Origin of the sequence: Microcoleus sp. Pol17C6, assembly GCF_036701145.1 — a bacterium.
Classification (GTDB): Bacteria; Cyanobacteriota; Cyanobacteriia; order Cyanobacteriales; family Microcoleaceae; genus Microcoleus.
On the sequence record NZ_JAUBQH010000012.1, the window covers coordinates 1 to 23719 of the forward strand.

Below are 23719 nucleotides of genomic sequence, written 5' to 3' on the forward strand. Positions count from 1 at the left end.
AAAGGTTTCATCCTATTTTACCTTTTTTGGTCTACCCCCTTGACAATTTGCACTTTTTCTTAACTTGTCACAAATGAGCAGCGGTTTAATCACCGAGTCTTATCTTGCCCAATCGCCCTTATTTAATTTAAATAGCCACCAGATAGAATTTGCATTGTGCGATCGACTTGTGCCATAACTAAGTCAACGGAAAAAAGTAGAAAATTTGTAGCTGCTTGTTGAGCGCGATCGCAAAAATGCGATCGCCACCCAATTTAAACCAGAAAACCCCATTCCATTCTCCCATGAAAATTGCACCAACTCGCATCGCGAATTTTCAACACCAGCGACGCTTTTTAAGTGCGGTAAGTGCTGTTTTAACCAGTAGCTTCATCAGCCAGCTTGTTTGGCCGTTTATCGGAAATCAACCAGCTTTTGCCCAAACATCAGCCTATTGTCAATTATCCCAAGAACAGGTCAATCAAAAAGAAGACTTGCGCCGCGCAGCGCTGTCGGGAAAACGGGAATCTCAGCAAGCATATTTTGCTGTTTTGAACAAACACGCGCGGGAAATAGCAGAATGCCGCCAAAAAACTTGGCCCGAAACCCAAGCAGTTTGGCTGCGTTTGTATCCCTGCGATGTCAGACCCGGAGAACTCGATCGAGTATTGGACAAAGTTGTGAATAAAGGCTACAACCAAGTCTATGTCGAAGTGTTTTACGATGGTCAAGTGCTACTACCAGTCGCAGACAATCCTACGGCTTGGCCTTCTGTTGTGAGAAATCGCGGTTACGAGAAATACGATTTGTTAGAAAAGGCGATCGCCAAAGGCAAACAGCGAGGTTTAAAAGTTTACGCCTGGTTATTTACCATGAACTTTGGCTATAACTATGCTCAGCGTCCCGACAGACAGCAAACCCTCGCTATCAACGGTAAAAATCAGACAAGTTTAACAGTAAGTGAATACGCAGCGATTAACGAGGACTTCGGAGAAGTTCCGGGCAATCAAGCCTTTATCGATCCGTACAACCCACAAGCACGGCAAGACTATACTTTGTTAGTAAATCAAATAGTCAAGCGCAAGCCGCAAGGAATGTTATTCGACTACATTCGCTATCTACGGGGCATCGGACCCGCTTCAGTTGCTACCAAAGTTCAAGACTTGTGGATTTACGGCCCAGCATCGCAGCAAGTTCTTTTGCAGCGCGCTAGCAATCAGCAAGGGCGAGATTTAATTCAGCGATATTTGACTAAGGGATTTATCAATCCTAATGACGTTCAAGCAGTAGTCAAACAGTATCCAACTGAGCGAGAACCTCTTTGGCAGGGCCGAATTCCGCAGGCGATGTCAGTAACAACTCCACCTTCTAGAAGAGAGAATGCCACATCGAGATCAGCCTCAACAACTCCCGCCGCTAACAAGCCAAACCCTGCAACTCCAACATCAAAACCTACCCCGCCACTTCCCGATACTGGCATTCTGCAAAAAGACCTGTGGAAACTGAGCGTTGCTCACGCAGTTCAAGGGATTTTAGATTTTTTGGGAATAGCAATTCAACCAGCTCAAAGGATGGGAATTCCTGTAGGAGCGGTGTTTTTTCCCACTGCAAATCAAGCGATAAATCAAGGGGGATATGATTCAAGATTGCAGCCTTGGGACACCTTTCCGGCTGCTGTGGAATTCCACGCCATGTCTTACGGAAATTGCGGGGATGTAAGCTGCATTGTGCCACAAGTGCAGCGGACAGTGAGTTTAGCGCCTGCGGGAGCAAAAATTATTCCTGCCATTGCTGGAGATTGGGGAAAACCTCTGAAAAATCGGCCGTCTTTGGAGATTCAAATGCGGGCAATTCGCTCGGCGACTCCGCAAATTAATGCGGTGAGTCATTTTGCTTTTGGGTGGCAAGAACCGGAGGATGAAAGGGCACGGCAAACTTGCCGGTTGTAAGGAGATTATTTGTAGAGATGCAGTTCGTGGCGTCTCTACAAGAAAGAATTTGTGCGATAATATTTGAAAATGTTCTTATCTGCTAGGAGTGACATCCAAGTTTTAATAGGACAATACCGAATCATAATAAATATTAATACAAAGGAGTATTCCTTATGGTAGCTCAGCCTGAACCCTACAACCAAGTATCTAACGAAGATACGACGTTTGATGAACTAAATTTTATGCAAGAGGAAGAAGATAACGATGCTGAACTTTATCAAACAGACAAATTGATATACGATCCTGATGAAATTAATATTTTCACCAGAGAACCAACCATCGAGCAACTTCTAAGAAGAATCAATGAGGAAGCTCTTGACTTAGCACCGGACTTTCAGCGCCATGCAAACATCTGGAAAGATGACGCTAAAAGTAGACTGATTGAGTCGCTCCTAATTCGGATTCCATTACCAGCTTTTTATATAGATGCAACTGATGAAGATAAATGGTTAGTTGTGGATGGATTGCAACGGCTATCTGCTCTCAAGCAATTTATGAGCGATAAAACACTTAGGTTATGCGGACTAGAATACTTAACCAATTTAGAAGGTAAAACTTATGATGAAATTGAACGCAGATACCAGCGTCGAATAGAGGAAACTCAGGTTACAGTTTATTTAATTGAAAAAGGTACACCTCCTGAAGTTAAATATAACATTTTTAAACGGATTAATACAGGAGGATTGCCAATGACTCCCCAAGAGCTTCGCCATGCTCTCAACCCCGGTAAGGCAACAAAGTTTTTAGCTAAACTTGCTACATCTAATGAATTCCAGCAAGTTACTAAGCTGAGTAAGTTGCGTAAAATGCGGATGGACGATCGGGAATTTATACTCGGTTTTTTAGCCTTTACGCTTACATCTTATAAAAATTCTCAATCTGAAAAGAGAAATTTATTTTTAAGTAAAGCATTATCTAAGGTTAATAATATGTCTGAACAGGAATTACAAGTAATAGAAAATAATTTTACAAAAGCTATGATTGCTGCATGGCAAATTTTTGGGAAAAATGCCTTTCGTAAAATCTCCCAATACCAAACAAAAATGTTTCCAATAAATAAAGCATTGTTTGAAGTTTGGTCTGTTAATCTCAGTTTACTTAGCGACGAGCAACTTAATATATTGAAGCAGCACAAGGAGCAATTGATTGAAAAATTTAGAAAATATGTAGATAGCGATCGAGAGTTTCTGACTTCTATCTCTCAGGCAGCGGAAAAAATTGAGTACAGATTTAAGATAATTGAAAAAATAATTCAGGAGGTTCTAGCATGATTACTTCGCTGCAATTGCTCAATTTTAAACCTTTTGCAAATCAGTTATTGGAATTTAAAAAGCTCACGCTATTTTCTGGTTTAAACAGCACTGGTAAATCTTCTGTTATGCAATCTCTGTTGCTCCTGCGTCAATCTTATCAACAGGGTTTATTGCCAGAAAAAGGGTTGGCGCTTAATGGCGATTTCGTGAATGTGGGTACTGCTAGAGACGCACTTTTTGAGGGAGCAAAAGAGGACTTAATTGGTTTTGACATTGTTTGGGAAAACAACAGCGAAGGGCTATGGCGTTTCAAATATGACCAAGAGGTAGATGTGTTGAACATTGTCTCGAAACCAGTTACTTCGGAAGTGTATAAATCGAATCTTTTTGGCAATAATTTTCATTACCTTCAGGCAGAACGGCTCGGACCGCGCCCATTTAATGAAATGTCAGATTACCAAGTACGACAGCTCGGTCAACTGGGTATCAAAGGCGAATATGCTGCTCATTTTCTTGCTATTAATGGGCGTGAGGTTATCCCTAATAGTAACCTCAGCCATCCAGAGGTAAAATTCAAAAGGCAAAACCTGGAACAAACCCGTAATAAATCAATGGATTTAATCGACCAAGTTGAAGCATGGATGGGAGAAATTAGTCCGGGTACGCGCCTCAAAATAGACGCCAAATCCGATGTCGATTTGATGAGTTTTCAATATTCCTATGGAGATAGCAATCCTTACCGTGCAACTAATGTGGGATTTGGAATTAGCTACACTTTACCGATTATTGTAGCGGCACTTGCATCAACACCTGGTACAATCATTTTAATTGAAAATCCTGAAGCGCATCTCCATCCAAAAGGACAAGTTAAAATGGGTCGATTATTAGCTTTGGCGGCTAGCGGTGGCGTTCAAGTTGTGATAGAAACTCACAGCGATCATGTTTTAAATGGGATTCGCCTTGCGGTTCACGGGGGCAAAATTGACCCGAAAGATGTTCAGTTGCACTACTTCCACCGTGACAATAAAGAAAAGGAAAGACAAGCTGTGACTGAGGTAATATCGCCAAAAATTGATCGCAACGGACGAATTGATCGCTGGCCGGATGGTTTTTTTGATGAGTGGGACAACAGTTTGGAGATTTTGTTGGAACCTGCGGTGGAAGGAGAATAAGCGATGGATTTGGAGATGGTGTTTAATGAACTGTCCGCGCGAACTCTTGCTCCTGATATTTCTACAGCACAACAATGGATGTCTGAATTGATTAGTACGATGCGTGAAGCTAAACGCTGCGGACTGAAAGGAATCCGCACTCAAGCAGATTTTAATGCTATGTTTCTTGCAGAAAACTATCCTCTTTCTCGTTGGCGCAACGATCCTCAAGTTAATAGAGAAGAGCAGACTTTTCTGAGAACTCTGGCAACTAAAAATCCTTTATCCGTTGATATTCCCGATCTAGATATTAAAATAAAAGTTGAAGCTCCAGATTGTGAGTTGATTTTACAGGGTAGCCAAGCAGAAGGATTTAAAGTTGCTCACTACCTTGAAACATTGGCAATTAGTCTGAATTCAGAATCGCTGTGGAATAGCAGTAGCCTCAATTTAGAACTAATACAAATTGACGACAATGGGGAGCTGATAGAAGAAAGTGTAGAGGTTCTTCATGCTAGTCAGAAAAACCACGTTCTCGAACACGCTGATTGGATTAAGAAACGTCAGCAAACAGCGGTGGTTGATGGTTTGGAGCTTTGGAAACGTCGAGCTGAGTTATTCTCCAGCCTGGAATTTTGCGATCGCGTCAGCCAACAGATAGAAAGCCTTGTCGATCCGAAAATGTTACGACAAGTTGTCAGAAAGTTATTTGAGCTTGATGAATTATCTAAAAGCTGGACAGACGGAGCGCTAAATTTGGATAATCTTCCTAGTAAGGCATCTCCAGAGAGTGAGTCAAGACTTAAGCAGCTTAGAGAGCAACTAAATATTCAGTGTCTTGACGGGAAAAAGCGTATTTTCAGTTTGCACATCCGCATGACACCGGGAGCTTGGCGACTCCATTTCTGCACAGAATTAGGCCCCGGAAAGATAATCATTGGGTATATTGGCCCCAAAATAGAATAATTTACAGCGAATTGTGATCGCAAATCCCCATAAACAGACATCTCACCAAAATTAACTTACTCGAAATTTCATCTGCGTTCCGAAGCGTTCATCGGCAGTTAAAAATCCCAAATCGGCTAAACTTATTAATAACAATAAAACCCTTTATTAATTATAATAATACAAAAACTACAAGCAAGAGATATCAACCTCCGCTATCTAATCGATAACTTCCGCTTGCAGCGAGTTCGCAACAGTGAATTTTTCCGAGAATGGCAAGAAAACTTGCCCGAAGTAACAGACTCAGAAAAACAATTGCTCGATCGCGTCCAAGACATATACTTCAACTTGGTAGACAACCCGCCTGTATTGGAAAATGCAGTCAAGCTAACAATCATCAGCCCAATTTTGTTTATTGCCGGTCTGTATGAGTCCCCTTTTCCAGTCAAAGCCGAAAACTCGATATCCATTCAAGAGGAAGACGAAGGCAGAATCATCGAAGGCAGAATAGATATCCTAAATATGAAAGCAAACTTGTGGGTGACAGTAATTGAATCCAAACAACTTTCGTTTTCAACTGACAAAGCACTTGCCCAATTCCTGGTATATATGCTGGCCGATCCCAATCCTGAAACTCCTACTTTTGGAATGATTGCCACAGGTGCTAACTTCAATTTTGTCAAGTTAGTTAGAGGTGAAACTCCCCAGTATGCCAGATCGGCGGAATTTGTTATTTCCAATCCCGGCAATGAATTGTACCGGGTTTTGCAGATTTTAAAACGCCTGAGTCAACTTCCAGACTAGCAATAAAAGCCATTTTGAGTTATCTTTCAAAGCAGACAATATCTAATATCTCAAATTTCAAACTGGTGCGAGCATGGTAAATTACTCGATAGTCGGCGCTGTGGCAATAGCTTCTGTCTGCTGGGCAGAAATAATACGAGACTTTTATCACGTCGTGTCCCATTATTGGACACCCCTGCAAAAGCTGCACACCTGGCATCACCGCGTTTTCCGCCCGAATTTGACCCCCGTCAGCGAGACAATTTACAAGCAAGCACACTGGCGTCACGACGTGCCCGAAGCTGCGGCGATGATGGTTTTTGGCTTGTTGCTGTGGGTTGTAGCTTATTTTGGGCTGCCGGAATATCACTGGGGCGCAGCAGCGGGTTGTATTTATACTTTAGGCTTTTTGTTGAGCGCGATCGCCCGCGGGTGCGGCATCAAAGGCGCAGACGAATTAACCGACATCACCCACCAACCGGGAGACTTCCTGACTCCCCCTGGCAAGTGGTTAGTTAATAAACCTTATCACTGGCGGCATCACTTCGACAATCAAAATGCTTACTATTGCGGTACTTTCACCTTAATAGATAAACTTATGGGTACAGCACTTTCTCTCAAAGGCAAAACTGTAGCCGTCACCGGTGCATCGGGAACTTTAGGTCGTTCGTTACTCAAACACCTGCACAAAGCTGGTGCAAAAGTCATCGCCCTCACCTCTGGAAATGAGGAAATTACTTTGAATTTAGACGGCGAAAGTTTACCTATAAAAACCGTAACTTGGCAAGCTGGTCAAGAGGCAGACTTAGCCCTATTTTTAGAAAAAATCGATATTCTCGTCATCAATCACGGGATTAATGTACACGGAGAAAGAACAGGAGAGGCGATCGCAAACTCCTACGAAATTAACACTTTTTCCGCGTGGCGGCTGATGGAACTCTTTTTCTTAACAGTCCGCACTAACGAAAACATCGCTTGCAAAGAAGTCTGGATCAACACTTCAGAAGCAGAAGTAATTCCCGCTGTCAGTCCCCTGTACGAACTCAGCAAACGCGCCCTGGGAGATTTAGTCACCCTGCGGCGGCTAGACGCACCCTGCATCGTTCGCAAACTGATTTTAGGGCCGTTTAAAAGCAACTTAAACCCGATCGGCATCCTGTCTCCTGACTGGGTAGCGCAGCAAATTGTCAAACAAGCTAAAGCCGATGCGCGCAATATCATCGTGACAATTAATCCTTTGACTTTTATAGTTTTTCCAGTCAAAGAGTTTTTTGTTTCTCTCTACTTCAAAATTTTCAGCCGGAAAGCGATTTCAGAGATTAAAGCAGCGGCGGTTTCGGAAAAATCTAGCGTTGAATCTAAGATTAATTAATCAACAAGAAACCCGGTTTTTTAGATAAACCGGGTTTCTAACTTGGGATGTAATACCCCTTTGATTCTTTTGTCCCTCTCTGCAGAGACTAAATTTTGTGTACGATCGGTTTCAACAGCCGAGTCTTCTCTAATTACTAACCTCAGCCATTTCAATTACCCGGCCGTCATAATCCTTGACCAAAAAATTCAGCGGCTTTTCCCGGCGAATTTTATAACTAATGCCCCGAGTTTGTACCCTCATCAATAGCTGATCCAAACATTCGCGATCGAAACAAACGTGACGCGGGCGATTTTTTTCCCCTACACCGGCCCCACTAATAATGTGCAGTTGGGTATTTTTCATCAACTGATACCACAAACCCTCGGGACTCCCCATCGTTTGAGAGCTCGTTGCCCTCCCGACATTCGGCGACAAATACAGCGGATCGATACCTGTTGTGCCCAAAGTTTGCTCGTAATTGTAGTAGTAGTGCAGCGGCACTTCTGCTACGGGCAGGTTTAGCATACCTTCATAGAACTCCCTGGCTTGTCCGAGATCGGATACCATTACCGTGTGTACCTTCGGAGCACTGGTGAGAAACATCCACATCGCCCCCGCATAGGCGGCCAGCAGCATCACCATAATCCCTTGAGTCGAAAACAAGCTGTCAAGGGGCAGGGATGGCAAGAAAGAACTCAGGTGTAAAGGGTGAAGTCCAAAAGCAATAAAACTAACTGCTAGAGTCATGAATTATAAGAAAGGGTAAACAACGAAATTTATCAAGATTGCAGTCGCGATCGCCCGCGAGACTTAAACTATTAGCTTAGCCATCTATGTTAGCAAAAACTAGCGGTTAAGCCCTACCCGATGAAAGTCTTTGTATACGGCACACTCAAACCGGGGGAGTCCAACTACCTCCGCTACTGCGAAGGAAAAGTTGTGGATGCTTGCCCCGCGATCGCCCGCGGTCAACTTTTTGCGCTGCCGATCGGCTATCCTGCGATGATGGCCGGAGACGGCACAGTCTGCGGTTTTCTCCTCTGTTTCGCAAACTCGGCTATTTTGGACGATTTAGACCGATTGGAAGACTATCATCCGCTGCGGGAATCGGCACAAAACGAATATCAGCGACAGGAAATCGAAATCTTCGATCGACACCTCAAACCTTTAGGCACGGCTTGGGCTTACTTCATGTTACCCGATCGCGTTCGTTCCCTAGGAGGCATCTGGCTGCCCCACGGCAGGTGGGAAAATCGGTTTTTCACCAAATAAGGGGGTTAATGCCGATGAGCTTAGGAAAGTGCCATTGCAGTGGGCGAAGGCGGCTCGAACCTGTAACCGTAACCCCGAATAGTTTTAATAAACTGCGATCCAGTAGCATCAACTTCAATCATTTTCTTGCGAATCTGACCGATATGTACGCTAACAACTTTCTCTTCTCCTGTGTCGTTGCAGTTCCACCCCCAAATTTTTTCAATTAGCTGTTGGCGACTCCAAGATTGACGGGAATGACTTGCTAAAAAATACAGGATATTAAATTCCAAGGCTGTTAACTTGATAATGCGATCGTTGAGTGTTGCTTCCCGACGCGCCGAATCGATCGCGAATCGATCGAATACAATACGTGATGAAGTGACAGGTCTCATCCGTCTCAACACAACTTCTATACGAATTGCCAACTCTGCCAAACCAAAGGGTTTACAGATATAATCATCAGCACCGGCGGACAGGACTTTAAGTTTATCAGCTTCGTCTGTGCGGCTGCTTAGCATGATCACAAAAACATTAGTACGGCGCTGCATTTCTTGGCAGAGGTGATAGCCTGTAGTATCCGGCAAATTCCAATCGAGAACTACTAGCAGTGGCTTTAATTTCTCAAACAATTCTAAAGCGGTCTCGCCATCTGCTGCCGAATCTACTTGATATTTCTGAGTTAAAAAACGATGAACTAGAGTGCGGATGGATGGGTCATCATCCACAACTAGAATCTTGGGAGCAGTATCAGTAGTCATCACAAAAAAAATATTTTTCTTGTCAGTTGAAACTTGGCAATTACAGTACAGCTTTAGTCAAGCATAAATCCCAGCTCGCTCCAAATAACTGGTAATTCTTCAATTAACTTAGCTTGGAGGTCAAAAGGCTCTCCCATATCCCAAATTTTGACTTCTAGGCGTTCGCTAAATACGGTTATTTCAAGGTTGATCGGAGTTTCAAATGGCAGATTTTTATGAGCGTGACGAACAGCATTTGTAAACCCTTCTATCGTAGCAAGTTTGCACTGCTGCAAAACTGCTTCGGGAATGGGTAGATACTCTAAACTTCTCGACCCACCATAAAACTTGAACAACACTCTTGAGGTCAGTATTGAGTTGAAGGTGAATTGTTTTAATTGGCTGGTTATAAGTTTGACAAGATTGGTAATTTGGTTGCTTTTGCCACCCCAAAATAAAGGCTTTCCACAAGTCAAGTACCCGCTTTAAATAACCAGATTGAGGCGGAGGTTGGGGTGGTATTATACCTGGATGAAAACATTTCACAATTAATAGACAGTTTCGCTCGTCAGAAGTGCGTCTATAGCTTAGCTTATCGGCAATTTTGCTAATAAGTTTTATGCCTATTCCACGGGATGGAATGTCATTTATACTATTTTTCATGTTGCTATCCTTTCTCATTATTTAATAAGTAATTTTTAGAGACACAAGAGAGTGGCATTCTGAAGGGTTAATTTTGCCTGATTTATGCCTGACTTTTCCCGTATGCCCTGCAGTTGTTGTCAGGATCATTTTCTCTTTGTTGCTGGGGTCTTGACAAACTCAGTTTGCGATCGCTAAACTGATCTAAAATTGACATTGACAATTAGAGAAGTAAATTATATAATGACGACCCTCAAAGCCTCTGAGGAGGGATTAGTAAAAATTAAGCAAGCTAGAAGAGAAAGGGGCTCGACAATAGAAGACCCCAAATGGTTAGTAGAAGCTAGTCAAAAATTAGAACCCGATCGAACTTGGACACAGGCAGGCCCTTATGCCGATGGTCTGTCGCTGCCAACTTGGAGGCGTTTTTTACGAGGACAAGAACCCATTAAAGCCAATGCTTTCAAGGCTTTCTGCACGGTTTTGCAGTTGAATTGGGAAGAAATTGTCGATCGTCCTCCACCAGAAAATACGCAGCCATCGAATTTAGACATTGATTCGGTAGTGGAAGAGATCCGGCAAAAATGCCACAGCAAAATCCAACAGCTTTACAGCAAAATGCAACTGTTAGATATTGCACAGCCAGTTGATGTCAGCAAGCTCTACGTTGAAGTCAACATTTTGGAGGAAATTACCAGTTGGCAGCCGGGAGAAATTCGCGATTTATTGAGAGACTTCAACCCAGATGCGGATAACTTTAACCGCTTAGGATTGGGTAAAGTACGCCAGAAACGAGTCCCTGGATTGGATGCAGTGAAATCTCACTCTAAATTGATGGTACTCGGCAAACCTGGTTCCGGTAAAACTACCTTTTTAAAACACATTGCCATTGAGTGCGATCGATCAGAATTTGAAGCAAACAAAATACCGATTTTTATACCTCTAAAAACCTTTGCTGAAATCGCTAATCTTGACTTATTAGAATATATCAGCGATGAATTTGCCAGTTGCGGAGTTGAGGCGCGATCGCAAACTGAATCTGTACTTAGTCAAGGCAGATGTTTAATTTTATTGGACGGCTTAGATGAAGTGCCAGAATCAGATAGCGAGGCAGTCGTCAGACAGATTCGTCAGTTTGTCCAAAAGTATTACAACAATCTGTTTATTATTACCTGTCGAATTGCCGCTTCTAAATACAGATTTCACGACGAAGCCTTTACTTGTGTTGAGGTAGCCGATTTTAATAACAAGCAAATTGCTGCCTTTGCGAGCAATTGGTTTGTGGCATTTTCCCATAATTTGGAGGCAGGAAAAGCTTTAGCATCTCAATTTTTAGAGAAGCTAAAAATGACTAAAAATCAGCAAATTCGAGAACTGGCAGTAACGCCAATTTTACTTAACTTGACTTGTTTAGTATTCCAAGCACAAGCAGATTTTCCATCCTACCGAGCCAAGTTGTATGAAGAAGGACTGGAAATTTTGCTCAGAAAATGGGATGAAACCAGAGGTATTCAACGGGATGAAGTTTATCGAAATTTAAATTTTTCCCACAAGCAACATTTACTTGGTTTTGTAGCCGCTATTACTTTTGAACGGGGCGATTACTTTTTTGACAAAAACACAGTTCAGCAATTGATTGCTGACTATCTAGCTAACTTGCCCGATAGCACAACTGACCCCGTTAAGTTCGAGATACATAGTGAGGCTGTGCTGAAGGCGATTGAGGCACAACATGGATTATTAGTGGAGAGGGCAAGAGGGATTTATTCGTTTTCTCATCTAACATTCCAAGAGTATTTCACTGCTAGACAAATTGTTAAAAATTCCGCTCCCCAAGCTTTGGAAAAACTGGTCAGCAAGCTGACAGAGAAGCGTTGGCGAGAAGTATTGTTCTTAGCAGTTGGAATGTTGCCAAAAGCTGATGACTTGTTACTGTCAATGAAACAGCAAGTTGATGGACTGGTCGCTGAGGACGAGCAGTTGCAGCAGTTCCTCCTGTGGGTAAGAAATAAATCTTTTTCCATTAAGGCTCCCTATAAACCATCAGCTATCCGCGCTTTTTATCTGGGTCGAGAGGTAGAGCGCGTTAGTAACCCTGGTTCTAACTTGAATTTTGACTTAAATTTGATCCGTATTCTTGGTTATGCCATTGACCATACCTTTAAACCACCCCTTGAACTTTTTTTCTTGGACTTTACTTCTTATTATGACAATGAACGTGACTCTGGCTTGGCTACTGAACGCCACTCTGACTTGGCGACTGATATTGTTCTTGATGTTGCAATGTTTTATGCAATTGACCTTAATATTCCCTATACTTATGCTGCTGCATCAGGTCGCAATCTCCTCTCTATCCTCGCCTTTACTCTCAATTTAAATCTGGAACCAGAATTGAAGCAATCTCTGCAAAAACTCAGAAACCAACTATATGATTCAGCATATATAAACAGAATACAGGAGTGGTGGAGAAGCGAGCGGGAGTGGTGGAATGCTAAAGGTCAAGATTGGACTCAGCAATTAATAAATCTGATGATTAAGTATCGCAATATAGGTCACGATTGGCACTTCAGCCAAGAGCAAAAGTCATTGCTGAGAAAGTATTACGATGCTAATAAATTGCTGGTAGAGTGCCTGAATAGCGGTTGTAATGTATCTCCTGCTGTGCGGCAGGAAATTGAGGAGACATTGCTGTTGCCGATCGCAAATCTGCAAAAAACCGATGACAAGTGCGATCGCCCGCTCTAATTCCACTCGCTACCTACTCCGATATCAAGATGCGATCGCCCCACAATTCGTCATTCAAAGCCGGCGAAGTGTCAAAGGATCTATCCACGTTGAAAAACTGGGAAAAATGGCAAAAGCCCCCTTTTTTAGGGAGCTTAGCAACTTCAGTTATGCTCAAAACAGAAATCCTACTGCGCCTTTGGCAATGACTTTTGAGGGGTTGCTACACCAACTTTGGGAATATCCATGATCGGTGCATTCACCCCAAGCATCAAATCGTTGGGATTAACCATCTCCACCAAAGGCTCGTTTAAAGCCATAATCAAACCGTCTGATTCAGCAGGAACGGGCGATCGAGCAAACTGAGGAGCAAACAATTGGCGATCGCCAACGACACCAGACACCACCGCAATCAACAAAGCTGCGATCGCACCTCCACCCAAAATCCAAGTTTGTTTCGGCTTGCGTTCCACCCGCTGCAAAACCTTCGCCGCCAACTCCTCGGCAGATTGTTCCGAAGCAGGCACCGGCAGTGCCTGAAAACTCTGCTGCATCATCAGCAGTCGCGAGTACAAACGCTTCGTAGTGGGGTCATTTGTCAGCCACTCCTCAACTTGCCGGCGTTCTGTCGCCGTCACTTCACCGTCGAGGTAGGCACTTAGCAATTCAAAGCGATCGCGCATCATAGTAGTTACATTGCCCTGGGCATAATTGTTGTTAACTTGAGTTTCAGCGAGTGAATCCCCGACACCTTGCTGATTCTGATTTTTATCGAATTCACAGTTACTATTCATAATTTCAGACTTGCTCTAATTGGGGAATCACGCACTCGCTATTTGAAGGATTTACTGCTTATTTATATTTTAAAAGAGAAGTTTTGATGTCACAGCAAACATCACCAAATCTTCTTAACCCGCCTCTGAAAATACTTTTGCTAATTACCATCGAGATATTTTTGCAATTCCAACTGCAATCTTTGGCGAGCTCTAGCAATTCTCGACTTGACAGTTCCCAGAGAAACTCCGGTCATTTCGGCTATTTCCTCATAGGCTAAACCTTCTATTTCTCTCAAAACAATTGTTGTGCGGAATACTTCCGGCAAATCTGCGATCGCCACCCGCAACTGGTCGTAAAATTCTCTAGTCGTCAAATCTTCATCAGGCCCCGGACTGTCTGCCGGAATTTCCCAATCAACCTCGCCATCTTCCAGAGTACGGGGTACGTCGAGCGACAGCGGAGTTCGCACCCGCTTGCGCTTCCGCAACTCATCGTAAAACAAATTAGTGGCGATGCGGCTGAGCCAGCCCCGAAATTTAACAGGCTCTTGCAAACGGTTAATATTGCGGTAGACCCGAATCCACACTTCCTGAGCCAAGTCTGCTCGGTCTTGCCAGTCAGGGGCCAAGTGATAAAGAACCCTGTCTACGTGGGACTGATACCGCTTCAACAGTTCTGAAAAGGCCGTGGTCTCAGGTCGATTTCCTTCCTGACACCGCAACACCAAGTCATAATTAGAGAGTTTTTCGGCTGGCAATTGCACTCTTTGAACGGTCGCCACAACCGCAGACCAGGACACGGAAATAAAGTCGCTCATCGGTGGAATTGGCTCATCGAACATTCCACACTTTTTGACGCTAGCAGATCCCTATTGGTTCCCGCGCTCGGAAACTGCGATCGGCTTGAGTCATCAAACAGTCAATGACTGCTAACTGCTTACTAATGCCCGACAACCTCGCACGCTCCTATACTAACCCAACTGCTAGAACCGTCAGCCCAATGTTCCTTTTTCCAAATCGGTACATTGTGTTTGAGCGTATCTATGGCGTACTGGCAAGCTGCAAAGGCCTCCCCCCGGTGGGGACAGCCAACAGCCACCAGTACGCTGATTTCGCCCACCTGCAAGTGTCCGACGCGGTGGTGAATAGCGACCCGATTGACATCGGCCCACTGGCGGCGGATTTCAGTAGCAATTTGCTGGAATACTCGCACAGCCATAGGTTCGTAGGCTTGATATTCTAGGGAAACTACAGCTTGACCGTCAGTTTGGTTGCGGACTGTACCGCTCATCATTACCACGGCTCCGTTCGCGGGGTCATCTGCCAAAGCATATATTTCCTCTACAGACAAGGGCGCTAAGGTAATGGCGAAGCTGTCTGATTCATGCCGTTGAGGAATTGTGCCGATCGAAAGTGCAGCGCTAGAGTTCATTGCCAAAGAAGTGGTGCTGGATATGTTAATTGATCTTGACACAAATCAAGTGGCGATCGATTGATCTTGCATCCTTGTCAAGGAGACGGGGTGGCTAATCTTGAGGCTAATCTCGTAGCACGGGCCAGGGCCCGATGCCATCTTCCCGAACTTCTGCACCAGTGCGATCGGCTACACTATGACTGGCCCGAAGCAAATTAAGATTGTGCTTGAAGACGAGCGGGATGCTTGTTCGATCGAATTAACTGCCGATATTGCTGTAGCAATTCAATAAATCCGCACCAAAATAAGTAGTGTCATTCGCAACTCAGTACAAGCAATTTCCAACCCCAATCGATAACTTCGTTCCCTTTTGAATGACACAGTTAAGTTTAATTCTGCCGGGAGTTCTGATCCGCGTCTGCAAAATTTTTAGCAGCCGATGTAAACTTTATTTATTTTTTTGTTCCGGAAAGCTACATCAATGACATGATATACCTGTGCAGGGTTCAGGAACATTAGCCAATACTCGGCAACAGCAAGACCTTAACGCCCTTTTGTGGCTTTTATGAAACATAAGTTAATAATTTGGGCTGTTAATTGAGGTTTTGACCTGAGTCTGCACCAAGAAAGGTTAACAACAATCACGAGGAAACTATGGAAGCACTAGCATTGAGCCACTCTTTTGTTGCTTATGAATCTCCAGAGTCCGAACTCCAGGTCAAGTCGTTAGACCAACTGGGCTTGAAAATTCCTAATTCTGCATGGATAGGCGTTGCAGGTATGGCAGTAGCCCTATCTGTTCTGAGTGTCGGTGGCGAAGCCCAAGCAGGTTGCTACCGCAAACACTGTGGCCATCGCGCTCATCACAGCCGTCACAGCTACGCCGAAGTTGCAACCAACGGCGGCCGACTGAATATCCGCCACCGCCCCGATGGCTGTTCTCATGTCATCGGCAAGTTATACAATGGAGACAATGTGAAATTGACCGGGCGTTACAGATACGGCTGGGCCCAACTCAAAGGTGGCGGCTGGGTGAAAGCCTCGTGGCTTTCCTAACTCTTAACTAGAGCACTTTACATTTCTAGAAAGAGTGTTGATCGTTACCCGGCAAAACCGGGTAACGATTATTTTAAAGAGGCGATCGATCCTGAAAATCATGGAATATCCGAAATTCATGACTAACAACTAACAGCCTAAACTTTACCGCCGCCGATTAGATAAAGTAATGCCATCCTCACCGCCACGCCGCTGGTAACTTGCTGAGAAATCAGGCTAAACTGGGCATCGTCCATCAAGTCTGAACTAATTTCCACGCCACGGTTAACTGGGCCAGGGTGCAACACCTTCACATCCGGCTTGCAGAGTTTGAGCCGATCGCGCGTAATCCCGTACAAAGAATGGTACTCTCGTAAACTCGGCAGCAAATGGTCGCTCATCCGTTCCTTTTGCAGCCGCAAAGTCATCACAAAATCAGCATCGGCCAAAGCAGGTTCAAGCTGCCAATGCAAAAATAACTTGCCTTCCCTACCATCGCCACACTCAGCAAACAACAGCGGTAGCAAAGTCGGCGGCCCGGCCAAATGAACCTCTGCCCCAGAAGCCGTTAAACTCCAAATATTAGACCTAGCAACCCGCGAATGCAAGATATCCCCCACCACAGCAATTTTTTTGCCCGCTAAAAGTTCCAGCCGCGGACGTTCGGTATCTAACAGAGCACAAATAGTAAATAAGTCTAGCAAACCTTGCGATGGGTGTTCGTGCTGGCCGTCTCCTGCATTGAGAACGCTGACTCTCGAACCCAAGCGATCCATTTCCGAAGCAATCGTGCTGGGAACTCCAGCTTGTTCGTGCCGGATTACCATCAAATCCGTTCCCATCGCCAGATAAGTCTTAGCCGTATCCAGAATAGTCTCCCCCTTCGTTAGAGAAGAACTTCCCGGCGTAAAATTTAGCGTATCCGCCGACAGCCGCTTCGCCGCCAACTCAAAACTATTGCGAGTCCGGGTAGAAGGTTCAAAAAATAAATTCGCGACCACTTGACCCTGCAGGGCCGGCACTTTCTTCGTGCGGCGGCCGAGCACCTCCCGAAAACTGGCTGCAGTTTGCAGCACCGTATCGTATTCGTCCGAGGTAAAATCAGCCAGAGTGAGAATGTGTCGCCTTGTCCAAGTCATACAATTTTAGATTTTAGATTTTAGATTTTAGATTTTAGATTGACTCAATCAGGACGGATGATGGGTTTGGAACTTGCTGGTACGCCCGCTCAGCAGTCGCCTTTGAATGTTCGATCGACATTTAGGGGTGGCGATCAACAGTATCCAACAATTTTTGATCGCTTTTGCGGTGAGTAGAGTTATAATCAGTTTATGTAGCTCAGACCCCACTCTCACAGCGAACCCAGCGTCGAAGGTGAAACAGGTGTGGTTTACCCGCAGGAAAGCGGAAATTACGCTTTAGCAGCGAAAGAGCAGTAGTTGCAGTTTCTCCTACGCAAACTCAGCCTTGTCAAGAACAACCCGAACGCAGCCCTTGCATCTACCACTATGTGGAAACAATCGAGGCGGCCAACCTTCCACTGTCAATCGACAGCATATAGCGGGACATTTTAAAGATGATTAATTCTTTGAAGTCGGTCTTGACTCTTCAGTCCTGCTTATAGCCCCTTGTCAAAACGAACTCTGTTAAGATACAAGTTGAATATGTAGCTTCCCGACAAAAATCTACACGTATCTTGGCGAGACTGTTCTTGGCGAAACTGCGGTAAAAAGTGAGAGCTGGGAAGTGGTAATTACACAAGATTTAAACAATTCAAGAGGTATTATGAGCCAGCAGGTTATACAGCCGATGGTTAAGTTCCAGCGTCAGGTGCATTCTCTCGTCACGTCTGACATTATCAAGCCGACAGACAGTATTTGGAAAATTGCTCTGCTTTACGGGGACGAATGGCCGTACTGGAAACAGCAATTGCTAGAGTTTGATTTTTCTATGCAAGACCCCGTGAGCGAGTTGATAGCTGTAGAAGCTTGGGACGAAGAATAACAGAGAAGACGGAGGACTGGGGTGTCGGAGAGAAATTTCGAGGCGATCGGGTAAATTTTCTTTCATAAATTTCCGTTGCTAGCTTCTTCCCTCTTCCCTCTTCCCTTTGCCCTCTTCCTAATGACTTTTGACTTCTATTAAACCGAAGCTGCTAAAGCTCGAGCTAATTGTTGAGCAGTTTGAAAGCGATCCCCAGGCTTAGCTGCCGTGGTTCGTAAAATTGTCTCCCGCAGTTTGGGGGCGATCGTCGGAATATTTTCGAGCTTAAACCCGTAACCTCCAGCTATTTTCCCGTAAAAGTTTTGAGGGCTTTGGGCCGTCAGCAAAAAAATCAAAGTAGGCCCAATAGCATATAAATCCGACTGAGGGAGAGGTTGTCCCCGGTCTTGTTCTGGTGCGGTGTAGCCTTCAACGCCGATCCGAGTCCCTGGAGGAGTGCCGATTTCTTTAACAGCACCAAAATCCAGCACTGTAATGCAATTGTCGCGGTGGCGCACCAGCAAATTAGCAGGTTTAATATCCCGGTGGACGATCGGGGGTTTTTGAGAGTGAATGTAGTCCAAAACTTCACAGGTTTGGATCATCCACTCTATTGCTTGTTGGGGAGCAACAGGCCCGCGGTTGTAGATGCGTTTTTCTAAATCCTCGCCGTGGAGCATTTCCATCACCAAGTATTTTTTGCCCCCTTCTACAAAAAAGTCAAAAAACTGAGGAATTCCCGGATGGTGGAGGGCCTTGAGAGTTTTAGCTTCACGTTCAAACAGTTCTTGAGCTTTGACTATTTGAGCCATATCAGCATTCATTTCCTTGAGGACTACCAGAGAAGCTGCGGGGGAACTTCCGGGTTGTTGAGCTTTCGCTTTATCTCGATCCCAGGCTAAAGTCGTTGTCCCCATACCCCCTTGGCCCAAAGTTCTCAGCACTTGGTAGTGTCGGACAGTGCGATCGACTTTAATCGGTTCGCCGCAGTGGATGCAGAATAAATTCCCCGGCGGGTTTCCCGCGTGGGTACACCTCGGTGCCACGAGATTGACGGTGGGGTTCGCCTCAATCTTGCCACCGACTTCAATAGTAACCACTTGGAAATGCAGAATTGGGCCGCCCCGCGCCAACTGGATCAGGGCACCGTCGGATATCCAACCCTGAGACATGAGAATACCGTTCACCAAAGTGCCATTTGTCCCGGAATTGACTAAGTACCACTGGCTGGATCTCCCGCTATTAACTCTTTGCAATTCCAGATGCTGCCGTGACACTAGAGCATTGGGGATCACAACGTGATTGTCTGGAGAGCGGCCGATGCGAATAATGGATTCGCTCTCGAAACTCCACTGTTGTAGGGGGGTCTGTGTTTCTGGATCTAAAAGAGTCAGCAGCATTTTCGATTGATGTGGTTGAACTCCCTGATGTGGCAGTGAGAGTTGGCAGGAATTTACAGATATGGGGCGTAGCGCTTTGAAAAATTAGAAATTAAAAATTACTTATGAGCTTCACACGTTCGTTTCAGGAAAACTTTATAATATCCTGATTATGATTAAAGATTTCATAAACAATTAAGTTATAAATAGTTTTTTGGGAACAATTATTCATCAAATTTGTGAGGGGCTGATCGCTCCTTAAAACACAGTCGATCGATTTAACACTTGAAATTACAAAAAGTAGGTAAACAATCGCTAAACTTTTACCTAAATTTGCTGTAGCAGCAGGTTTTGATTTACCCCCCACATCTATATGTAGGGCGGGCACTTCCTGCCTAGGCCCAAATTGCCCCGAGAGGGATCGGGTATAAAACTGATTTCGCATCAGCCCGCCTGCTGCCTCACTTCATTTTAGTTTAATTTTTTTTCATGAGACTAACTCTTTCTGTAATACCAATTTCCTAAATTTCTGCTACAGATAGAGCCTCTAAAATGAATTGCCATCCCGTCAAAGAAGCAATGACTTCATTCGCCAACTTGTTTAACTCTTTTTGTAGCGCTGCTCTCAACTCCTCTATGTGTTCAAATCTTAACCATTTTAATTGTTCTTTTACATACCCCCACAGTCTTTCTATTGGATTTACTTCAGGACTGTAGGCGGGCTGAAACAGTAAAATTACATTTTCTGGTATGCTTAGATTTAAAGAGTTATGAAAACCTCCATTATCTACTTGAATTATATGTAAATCAAGAGGATACTTACTGGCAAATAGCTCTAAGAATTTCTCGAAGCACACTGTATCTAAATGCGTAAACTCGTAAAAAAAGCTTTCTCCTGTTAGTGGTTCTACTGCCCCGTACAGCCACAAATAAATAAAATCCCATTGCACTTTTCCGTGCGGTTTTATGCCGCGACCTGTGAGCTTCCTTCTCTGTATTGTATGCAGCCCCATCCGACTTTCATCTTCACTCCAATATCGCACTTTTTCCCACTGCTTTAAAAAACTCTCACTCTGACTCAGACTGCCTTTAATTAGAGATGAGAGTTTTTTTTAAATTCTTCTACTACCCCGGTTTTCTGTTTTTCACTCACCGGACGCGGGACTTTTAATTTTCCTTTGAGCCGATATCTTGCCCACTGGTGTACTGTGCGATATGCCACTTTTACTTCACAGCAACTTGTCAGCCATTGGTGTACTTCTTTGTAGCTACTGAATCCTTCAGATTCTTGTAATTCCTTTGATAATCTCTCTACAGTTTCAGGATTCATTATTCTTGGTCTTCCCGAACGAGGTTTCAGCAATAACAATTCTTCTATTCCCCCCAAGCGATAACTAGACAACCATCTTTGTATTGTAGTACGATGTTTTCCTAACCGCACAGCAGCAGACAATACGCTGTCTACCGTTTGGGTTTTGAGCCAATACAGAACTTGCAGTTTTTCGTGGCGGTGAGCCTCTTTTTCTCTCCTCAAAAGAGCTTTTAGTTCTTCTTCTGTTTCCCGGATCTCAATTTTGACAACTCCTGACATTTTTCCTCCTTCTGTTTGGGTACTAACTTACAAAAATGACCTTTACTAATTGTAGCACTACTTTAGGAAAATGGTATAAGTGAAAGCTCTTTCAGCTATGATGAATCCACTTACTATCAAGCCAGTTTTTTCCGCCGATTCCCAGAACAAACTCTCAAAATTCAAGCTACTGATAAATGGTTTGCCCTCAACAGCTTTTGTGCAATCGTATTGGGGCTGCAATCAGTTTTTGAGCGATCAAACTGAAGCTGTTTCAACACCGGATACCTAATAGCAGAGCGAGCAGTAAAGCCTTGCCCGGAAACGGCAGAAGCTGTTTCCTTTCTTTGCAACAATTGCAGGTTTAACCCACGCGGTCGCGGGGGAAAGCGCCACCTTTGAAAAAGTTGGCAGCATCCAAATTCTAAAATCGAAATGCGCCTACCTGGGCCCGAATGATAATTGCCGTGATATTGTCGTGACCGTTGCGTTTGTTGCCCAGTTCAATCAATTGGGCAACTCCCTGGTCGAGGTCAGCTTGGGGATTGAAAAGGGGTTCGAGAGTGTTCTGCCAGTGAGTTTCCAACAAATCATTATCTGTCAGGCCGTCAGAAGCCAAAATTAATAAGGTATCTTCGCACAAGTCTAAAAACTGCACGTCGGGCTTGAGAAAATTACTGTCTCGCGGGCCGATGGCTTGAGTTAGTTGATAGGCGTCGGGACGGGCATAAGCAGTTTCCGGGTCAACCCCGCGCTTAATTTCGCGCTGACCTACTTCGTGGTCGGAGGTGATTTTTTCTAGGGTTTGTCCCTTTCTCAGTCGGTAGAGGCGGCTGTCGCCGACGTGGGCAACGGCGAATTGGGTGTCTTGAACTAAGACTGCGACTAGAGTTGTACCCATGCGGGCGCTGCCGGAGCGTCCGTCCTTTTGATTGATTTCAAAGATGGCTTTGTTGGCTAGCAGGACTCCTTCGCGGATGGTGTCTGCTGGAGGTAGTTGATTTTCCCAACGGGTTTGAAAGAATTCTCTGAGAGTTTCAGCGGCTAGTTGACTGGCTACTTCTCCGCTGTCGTGTCCGCCCATGCCGTCGCAGAGAATGTAAAGCCCTTTGGTTTGAAAAATGCGACCGAAGGAACTTTCGAGTTTGTTTAGCTGAGTCCAGATGCTGAAGAAGTCTTCGTTGTGGTCGCGGGTGCGGCCAACATCGGTGAGGCCTGCGTCTTCTAAGCTGTAAATCTGGAGTGGCATGGGCTGGGTTAATACTTCGCCAACGTCGGGGGGCGACTCGTCGGGGCTACGGTAATGCCTGCGTGTCGGGGTTGAGCTTGGTGAAGGTGCGGGTTGGAGTTCGAGGGGAACAGTTTCTAGGCGCGATCGCAATTCTTCGATTGTGTTAATCTCGCCTCTGTACATTTGTTGCAGCAGTTCTAGCAAGGCGCCAAACTGAGTGCGATGATCGGACTGGCTAAATATCACCTGCCACAGTTGCCCCAAATCTACCAGTTGCAGGTTGGAGCCGGCGGGTTCGGGATAGAGGTATTGCAGTCGCAAAGAAGCCAAGGAAAACGAAGAGTCGGGGTTGACTCGCAAATTTGTCAGTTCCAACAAGCTTTGCCGACAGCGCCACGGTTCTAGGGCAGCCCAGAGTTCTGTCATTTCGTGCAGCCAGTATAAAATTTGCTGGGTGGAAGTTTCGGGTTGACTCCAGCGTTCTACCAGCAGTGGCCATTGGGAGCAGTCTTCTAGCAGCAGGACTGCCTGTTCGTTGTCTGACCAGCTATCGTGAATGACTGGCAGGTTTTGAGAGAATTGCCACCGCAGTGCCAGATAAGGTTCAGCTATGCCTTGGCAAAGCTCTGCTAAGGCGGAATTGGTTGAATTTTCTCCGCCTGTGATTCCTGCGGTATAGGGGGATGTTCGTCTGGCGACGCTGGCAGAGTTGGCTGCTAGCATGGCTTTGAGGGGTGACATTTCCAGCGGCTGACAGTCCAATACTGTTACTGCTACTGTGTCTGAGCGTTTTCTCGGCGGCACGGTTTCTAGGAGTTGGTAGCGCTGCTGAGTGTCTAAATAAGCTCCGGCTGGCTGGGAAGGGATTAAATATTGTGAATTGGGGATTGGGACTTCTGGAGATGGAGGGGAGGTGTCAGCTATGTTTGGGCTGTGGGGGTTCTCGGTTGCTTCCTGGATTTGTTTAGGCTGTGGTGCGGTTGTAAAATTCTGCTCAGATGGGGTGATTTCGCGCTCTGGTGCTGTAGTAGAGCTTTTTTCTGTTGTTTGAAAGGATGCTGGTGCGATCGCCCCCACGGCTACCACAGCGTCTATTTCGGCGCTGCTGAATTCGGCGACTTCGGTCAGTGGAGAAGTTGGTTCTACGGCTGTTTGGGGTTCGGTTGGGGTGGTGATTTCTGTTTGAATGCTGTCTGTGATTGGTTCAGCAGAGTTTTGGGGCGATGTAGTTTGTGGAACGATGTCTGGTTTTTGCGGAAACTCGGCTGGGGGTAGGGTTGACTCGTCTGGTTCGACTGCTGGAAAATTCGATCGACCGCAGATAATGGCCCGCCATACTTGACCTGTTGCGACGCCGCAATTCTGACATTCTTTGGCGCTAAAAGCGACTTGGGCACCGCATTCGTGGCAAGGTTTGTAAATTAGGGAATTTCCGCATTGTTGACAAAACTTGTTTGGATTGGGATTTTCAAATTGGCAGCGGGGACAGAGAAGCATAGGGGTTTTAAATTGGAGATG

At 45.0% G+C, this 23719-nt stretch carries 22 protein-coding genes; 11 read left to right on the forward strand and 11 right to left on the reverse strand.

Going from position 1 to position 23719, the window contains the following annotated elements; genetic code table 11:
- Positions 1-284: 284 nt before the first annotated feature.
- From QUA25_RS08475 to QUA25_RS08500, 6 genes are all read left to right on the forward strand, one after another.
- Positions 285-1928, forward strand: coding sequence for a family 10 glycosylhydrolase (locus QUA25_RS08475; protein ID WP_333037008.1), 1644 nt, complete (start codon positions 285-287; stop codon positions 1926-1928).
- Positions 1929-2083: 155 nt separating this feature from the next.
- Complete coding sequence (locus QUA25_RS08480) at positions 2084-3241, forward strand: DUF262 domain-containing protein (protein WP_333037009.1); 1158 nt, start codon at positions 2084-2086, stop codon at positions 3239-3241.
- Entirely contained in the window at positions 3238-4395 is a 1158-nt protein-coding gene (locus QUA25_RS08485) for a DUF3696 domain-containing protein (protein WP_333037010.1), read from the forward strand. The genes QUA25_RS08480 and QUA25_RS08485 overlap by 4 nt, the downstream gene beginning before the upstream one ends.
- Positions 4396-4398: 3 nt before the next feature.
- The gene (locus QUA25_RS08490; RefSeq protein ID WP_333037011.1) at positions 4399-5340 is read left to right on the forward strand and encodes a hypothetical protein; all 942 of its coding nucleotides are present in this window, start codon (positions 4399-4401) and stop codon (positions 5338-5340) included.
- Positions 5341-5556: 216 nt separating this feature from the next.
- Entirely contained in the window at positions 5557-6123 is a 567-nt protein-coding gene (locus tag QUA25_RS08495) for a restriction endonuclease subunit R (protein WP_445242203.1), read from the forward strand.
- Between the two features lie 73 nt (positions 6124-6196).
- On the forward strand, positions 6197-7474 hold the full coding sequence (locus QUA25_RS08500) for a bifunctional sterol desaturase/short chain dehydrogenase (RefSeq protein ID WP_333037012.1): 1278 nt from the start codon (positions 6197-6199) through the stop codon (positions 7472-7474).
- A 129-nt stretch (positions 7475-7603) separates the two neighbouring features.
- Here the strand turns inward: QUA25_RS08500 and QUA25_RS08505 are convergent, their stop codons facing one another.
- On the reverse strand, positions 7604-8203 hold the full coding sequence (locus QUA25_RS08505) for a glyoxalase-like domain protein (protein WP_333037013.1): 600 nt from the start codon (positions 8201-8203) through the stop codon (positions 7604-7606).
- Between the two features lie 120 nt (positions 8204-8323).
- Between QUA25_RS08505 and QUA25_RS08510 the strand changes: the two genes are divergently transcribed.
- Positions 8324-8728 carry a gamma-glutamylcyclotransferase gene (locus QUA25_RS08510; protein ID WP_333037014.1) on the forward strand — a complete coding sequence of 135 codons (405 nt, stop codon included), beginning with the start codon at positions 8324-8326 and terminating at the stop codon, positions 8726-8728.
- A 20-nt stretch (positions 8729-8748) separates the two neighbouring features.
- On the opposite strand, the gene QUA25_RS08515 is transcribed toward QUA25_RS08510, so the two are convergent.
- Both QUA25_RS08515 and QUA25_RS08520 read right to left on the reverse strand, forming a co-directional pair.
- A complete protein-coding gene (locus QUA25_RS08515; protein WP_333037015.1) occupies positions 8749-9468 on the reverse strand; it encodes a response regulator transcription factor in 720 nt (239 codons plus the stop codon).
- Positions 9469-9521: 53 nt separating this feature from the next.
- Positions 9522-9803 carry an ATP-binding protein gene (locus QUA25_RS08520; RefSeq protein WP_333037016.1) on the reverse strand — a complete coding sequence of 94 codons (282 nt, stop codon included), beginning with the start codon at positions 9801-9803 and terminating at the stop codon, positions 9522-9524.
- 529 nt (positions 9804-10332) lie between these two features.
- On the opposite strand from QUA25_RS08520, the gene QUA25_RS08525 reads away from it, so the two are divergent.
- Positions 10333-12834: an NACHT domain-containing NTPase gene (locus QUA25_RS08525; RefSeq protein WP_333037017.1), complete on the forward strand. Its 2502-nt coding sequence runs from the start codon at positions 10333-10335 to the stop codon at positions 12832-12834.
- A 167-nt stretch (positions 12835-13001) separates the two neighbouring features.
- On the opposite strand, the gene QUA25_RS08530 is transcribed toward QUA25_RS08525, so the two are convergent.
- From QUA25_RS08530 to QUA25_RS08540, 3 genes are all read right to left on the reverse strand, one after another.
- Positions 13002-13607 carry a zf-HC2 domain-containing protein gene (locus QUA25_RS08530; RefSeq protein WP_333037018.1) on the reverse strand — a complete coding sequence of 202 codons (606 nt, stop codon included), beginning with the start codon at positions 13605-13607 and terminating at the stop codon, positions 13002-13004.
- 140 nt (positions 13608-13747) lie between these two features.
- Positions 13748-14407 (reverse strand): sigma-70 family RNA polymerase sigma factor, encoded by a 660-nt coding sequence (locus QUA25_RS08535; protein ID WP_041622468.1) that lies wholly within the window; start codon positions 14405-14407, stop codon positions 13748-13750.
- Positions 14408-14529: 122 nt separating this feature from the next.
- A complete protein-coding gene (locus QUA25_RS08540) occupies positions 14530-15021 on the reverse strand; it encodes a molybdopterin synthase catalytic subunit (RefSeq protein WP_190659969.1) in 492 nt (163 codons plus the stop codon).
- Positions 15022-15657: 636 nt separating this feature from the next.
- Between QUA25_RS08540 and QUA25_RS08545 the strand changes: the two genes are divergently transcribed.
- Positions 15658-16059 carry an SH3 domain-containing protein gene (locus QUA25_RS08545; RefSeq protein ID WP_333037020.1) on the forward strand — a complete coding sequence of 134 codons (402 nt, stop codon included), beginning with the start codon at positions 15658-15660 and terminating at the stop codon, positions 16057-16059.
- A gap of 137 nt (positions 16060-16196) precedes the next feature.
- Here QUA25_RS08545 and QUA25_RS08550 read toward each other — a convergent pair whose 3' ends face one another.
- Positions 16197-17177, reverse strand: a complete 981-nt coding sequence (locus QUA25_RS08550; protein WP_333037021.1) for an aspartate carbamoyltransferase catalytic subunit — start codon at positions 17175-17177, stop codon at positions 16197-16199.
- A 39-nt stretch (positions 17178-17216) separates the two neighbouring features.
- Here QUA25_RS08550 and QUA25_RS08555 point away from each other — a divergent pair, with 39 nt between their 5' ends.
- Positions 17217-17354 (forward strand): hypothetical protein, encoded by a 138-nt coding sequence (locus tag QUA25_RS08555; protein WP_333037022.1) that lies wholly within the window; start codon positions 17217-17219, stop codon positions 17352-17354.
- Between the two features lie 469 nt (positions 17355-17823).
- A complete protein-coding gene (locus QUA25_RS08560) occupies positions 17824-18042 on the forward strand; it encodes a DUF4327 family protein (RefSeq protein WP_006631282.1) in 219 nt (72 codons plus the stop codon).
- Between the two features lie 137 nt (positions 18043-18179).
- On the opposite strand, the gene QUA25_RS08565 is transcribed toward QUA25_RS08560, so the two are convergent.
- From QUA25_RS08565 to QUA25_RS08580, 4 genes are all read right to left on the reverse strand, one after another.
- Positions 18180-19421, reverse strand: coding sequence for a protein kinase domain-containing protein (locus tag QUA25_RS08565; RefSeq protein WP_333037023.1), 1242 nt, complete (start codon positions 19419-19421; stop codon positions 18180-18182).
- Positions 19422-19921: 500 nt separating this feature from the next.
- Positions 19922-20443, reverse strand: a complete 522-nt coding sequence (locus QUA25_RS08570) for an IS630 family transposase (protein ID WP_333037024.1) — start codon at positions 20441-20443, stop codon at positions 19922-19924.
- Positions 20444-20493: 50 nt separating this feature from the next.
- The gene (locus QUA25_RS08575; RefSeq protein WP_333037026.1) at positions 20494-20991 is read right to left on the reverse strand and encodes a helix-turn-helix domain-containing protein; all 498 of its coding nucleotides are present in this window, start codon (positions 20989-20991) and stop codon (positions 20494-20496) included.
- A gap of 403 nt (positions 20992-21394) precedes the next feature.
- On the reverse strand, positions 21395-23698 hold the full coding sequence (locus QUA25_RS08580; RefSeq protein WP_333037027.1) for a serine/threonine phosphatase: 2304 nt from the start codon (positions 23696-23698) through the stop codon (positions 21395-21397).
- Between the last annotated feature and the right edge of the window lie 21 nt (positions 23699-23719).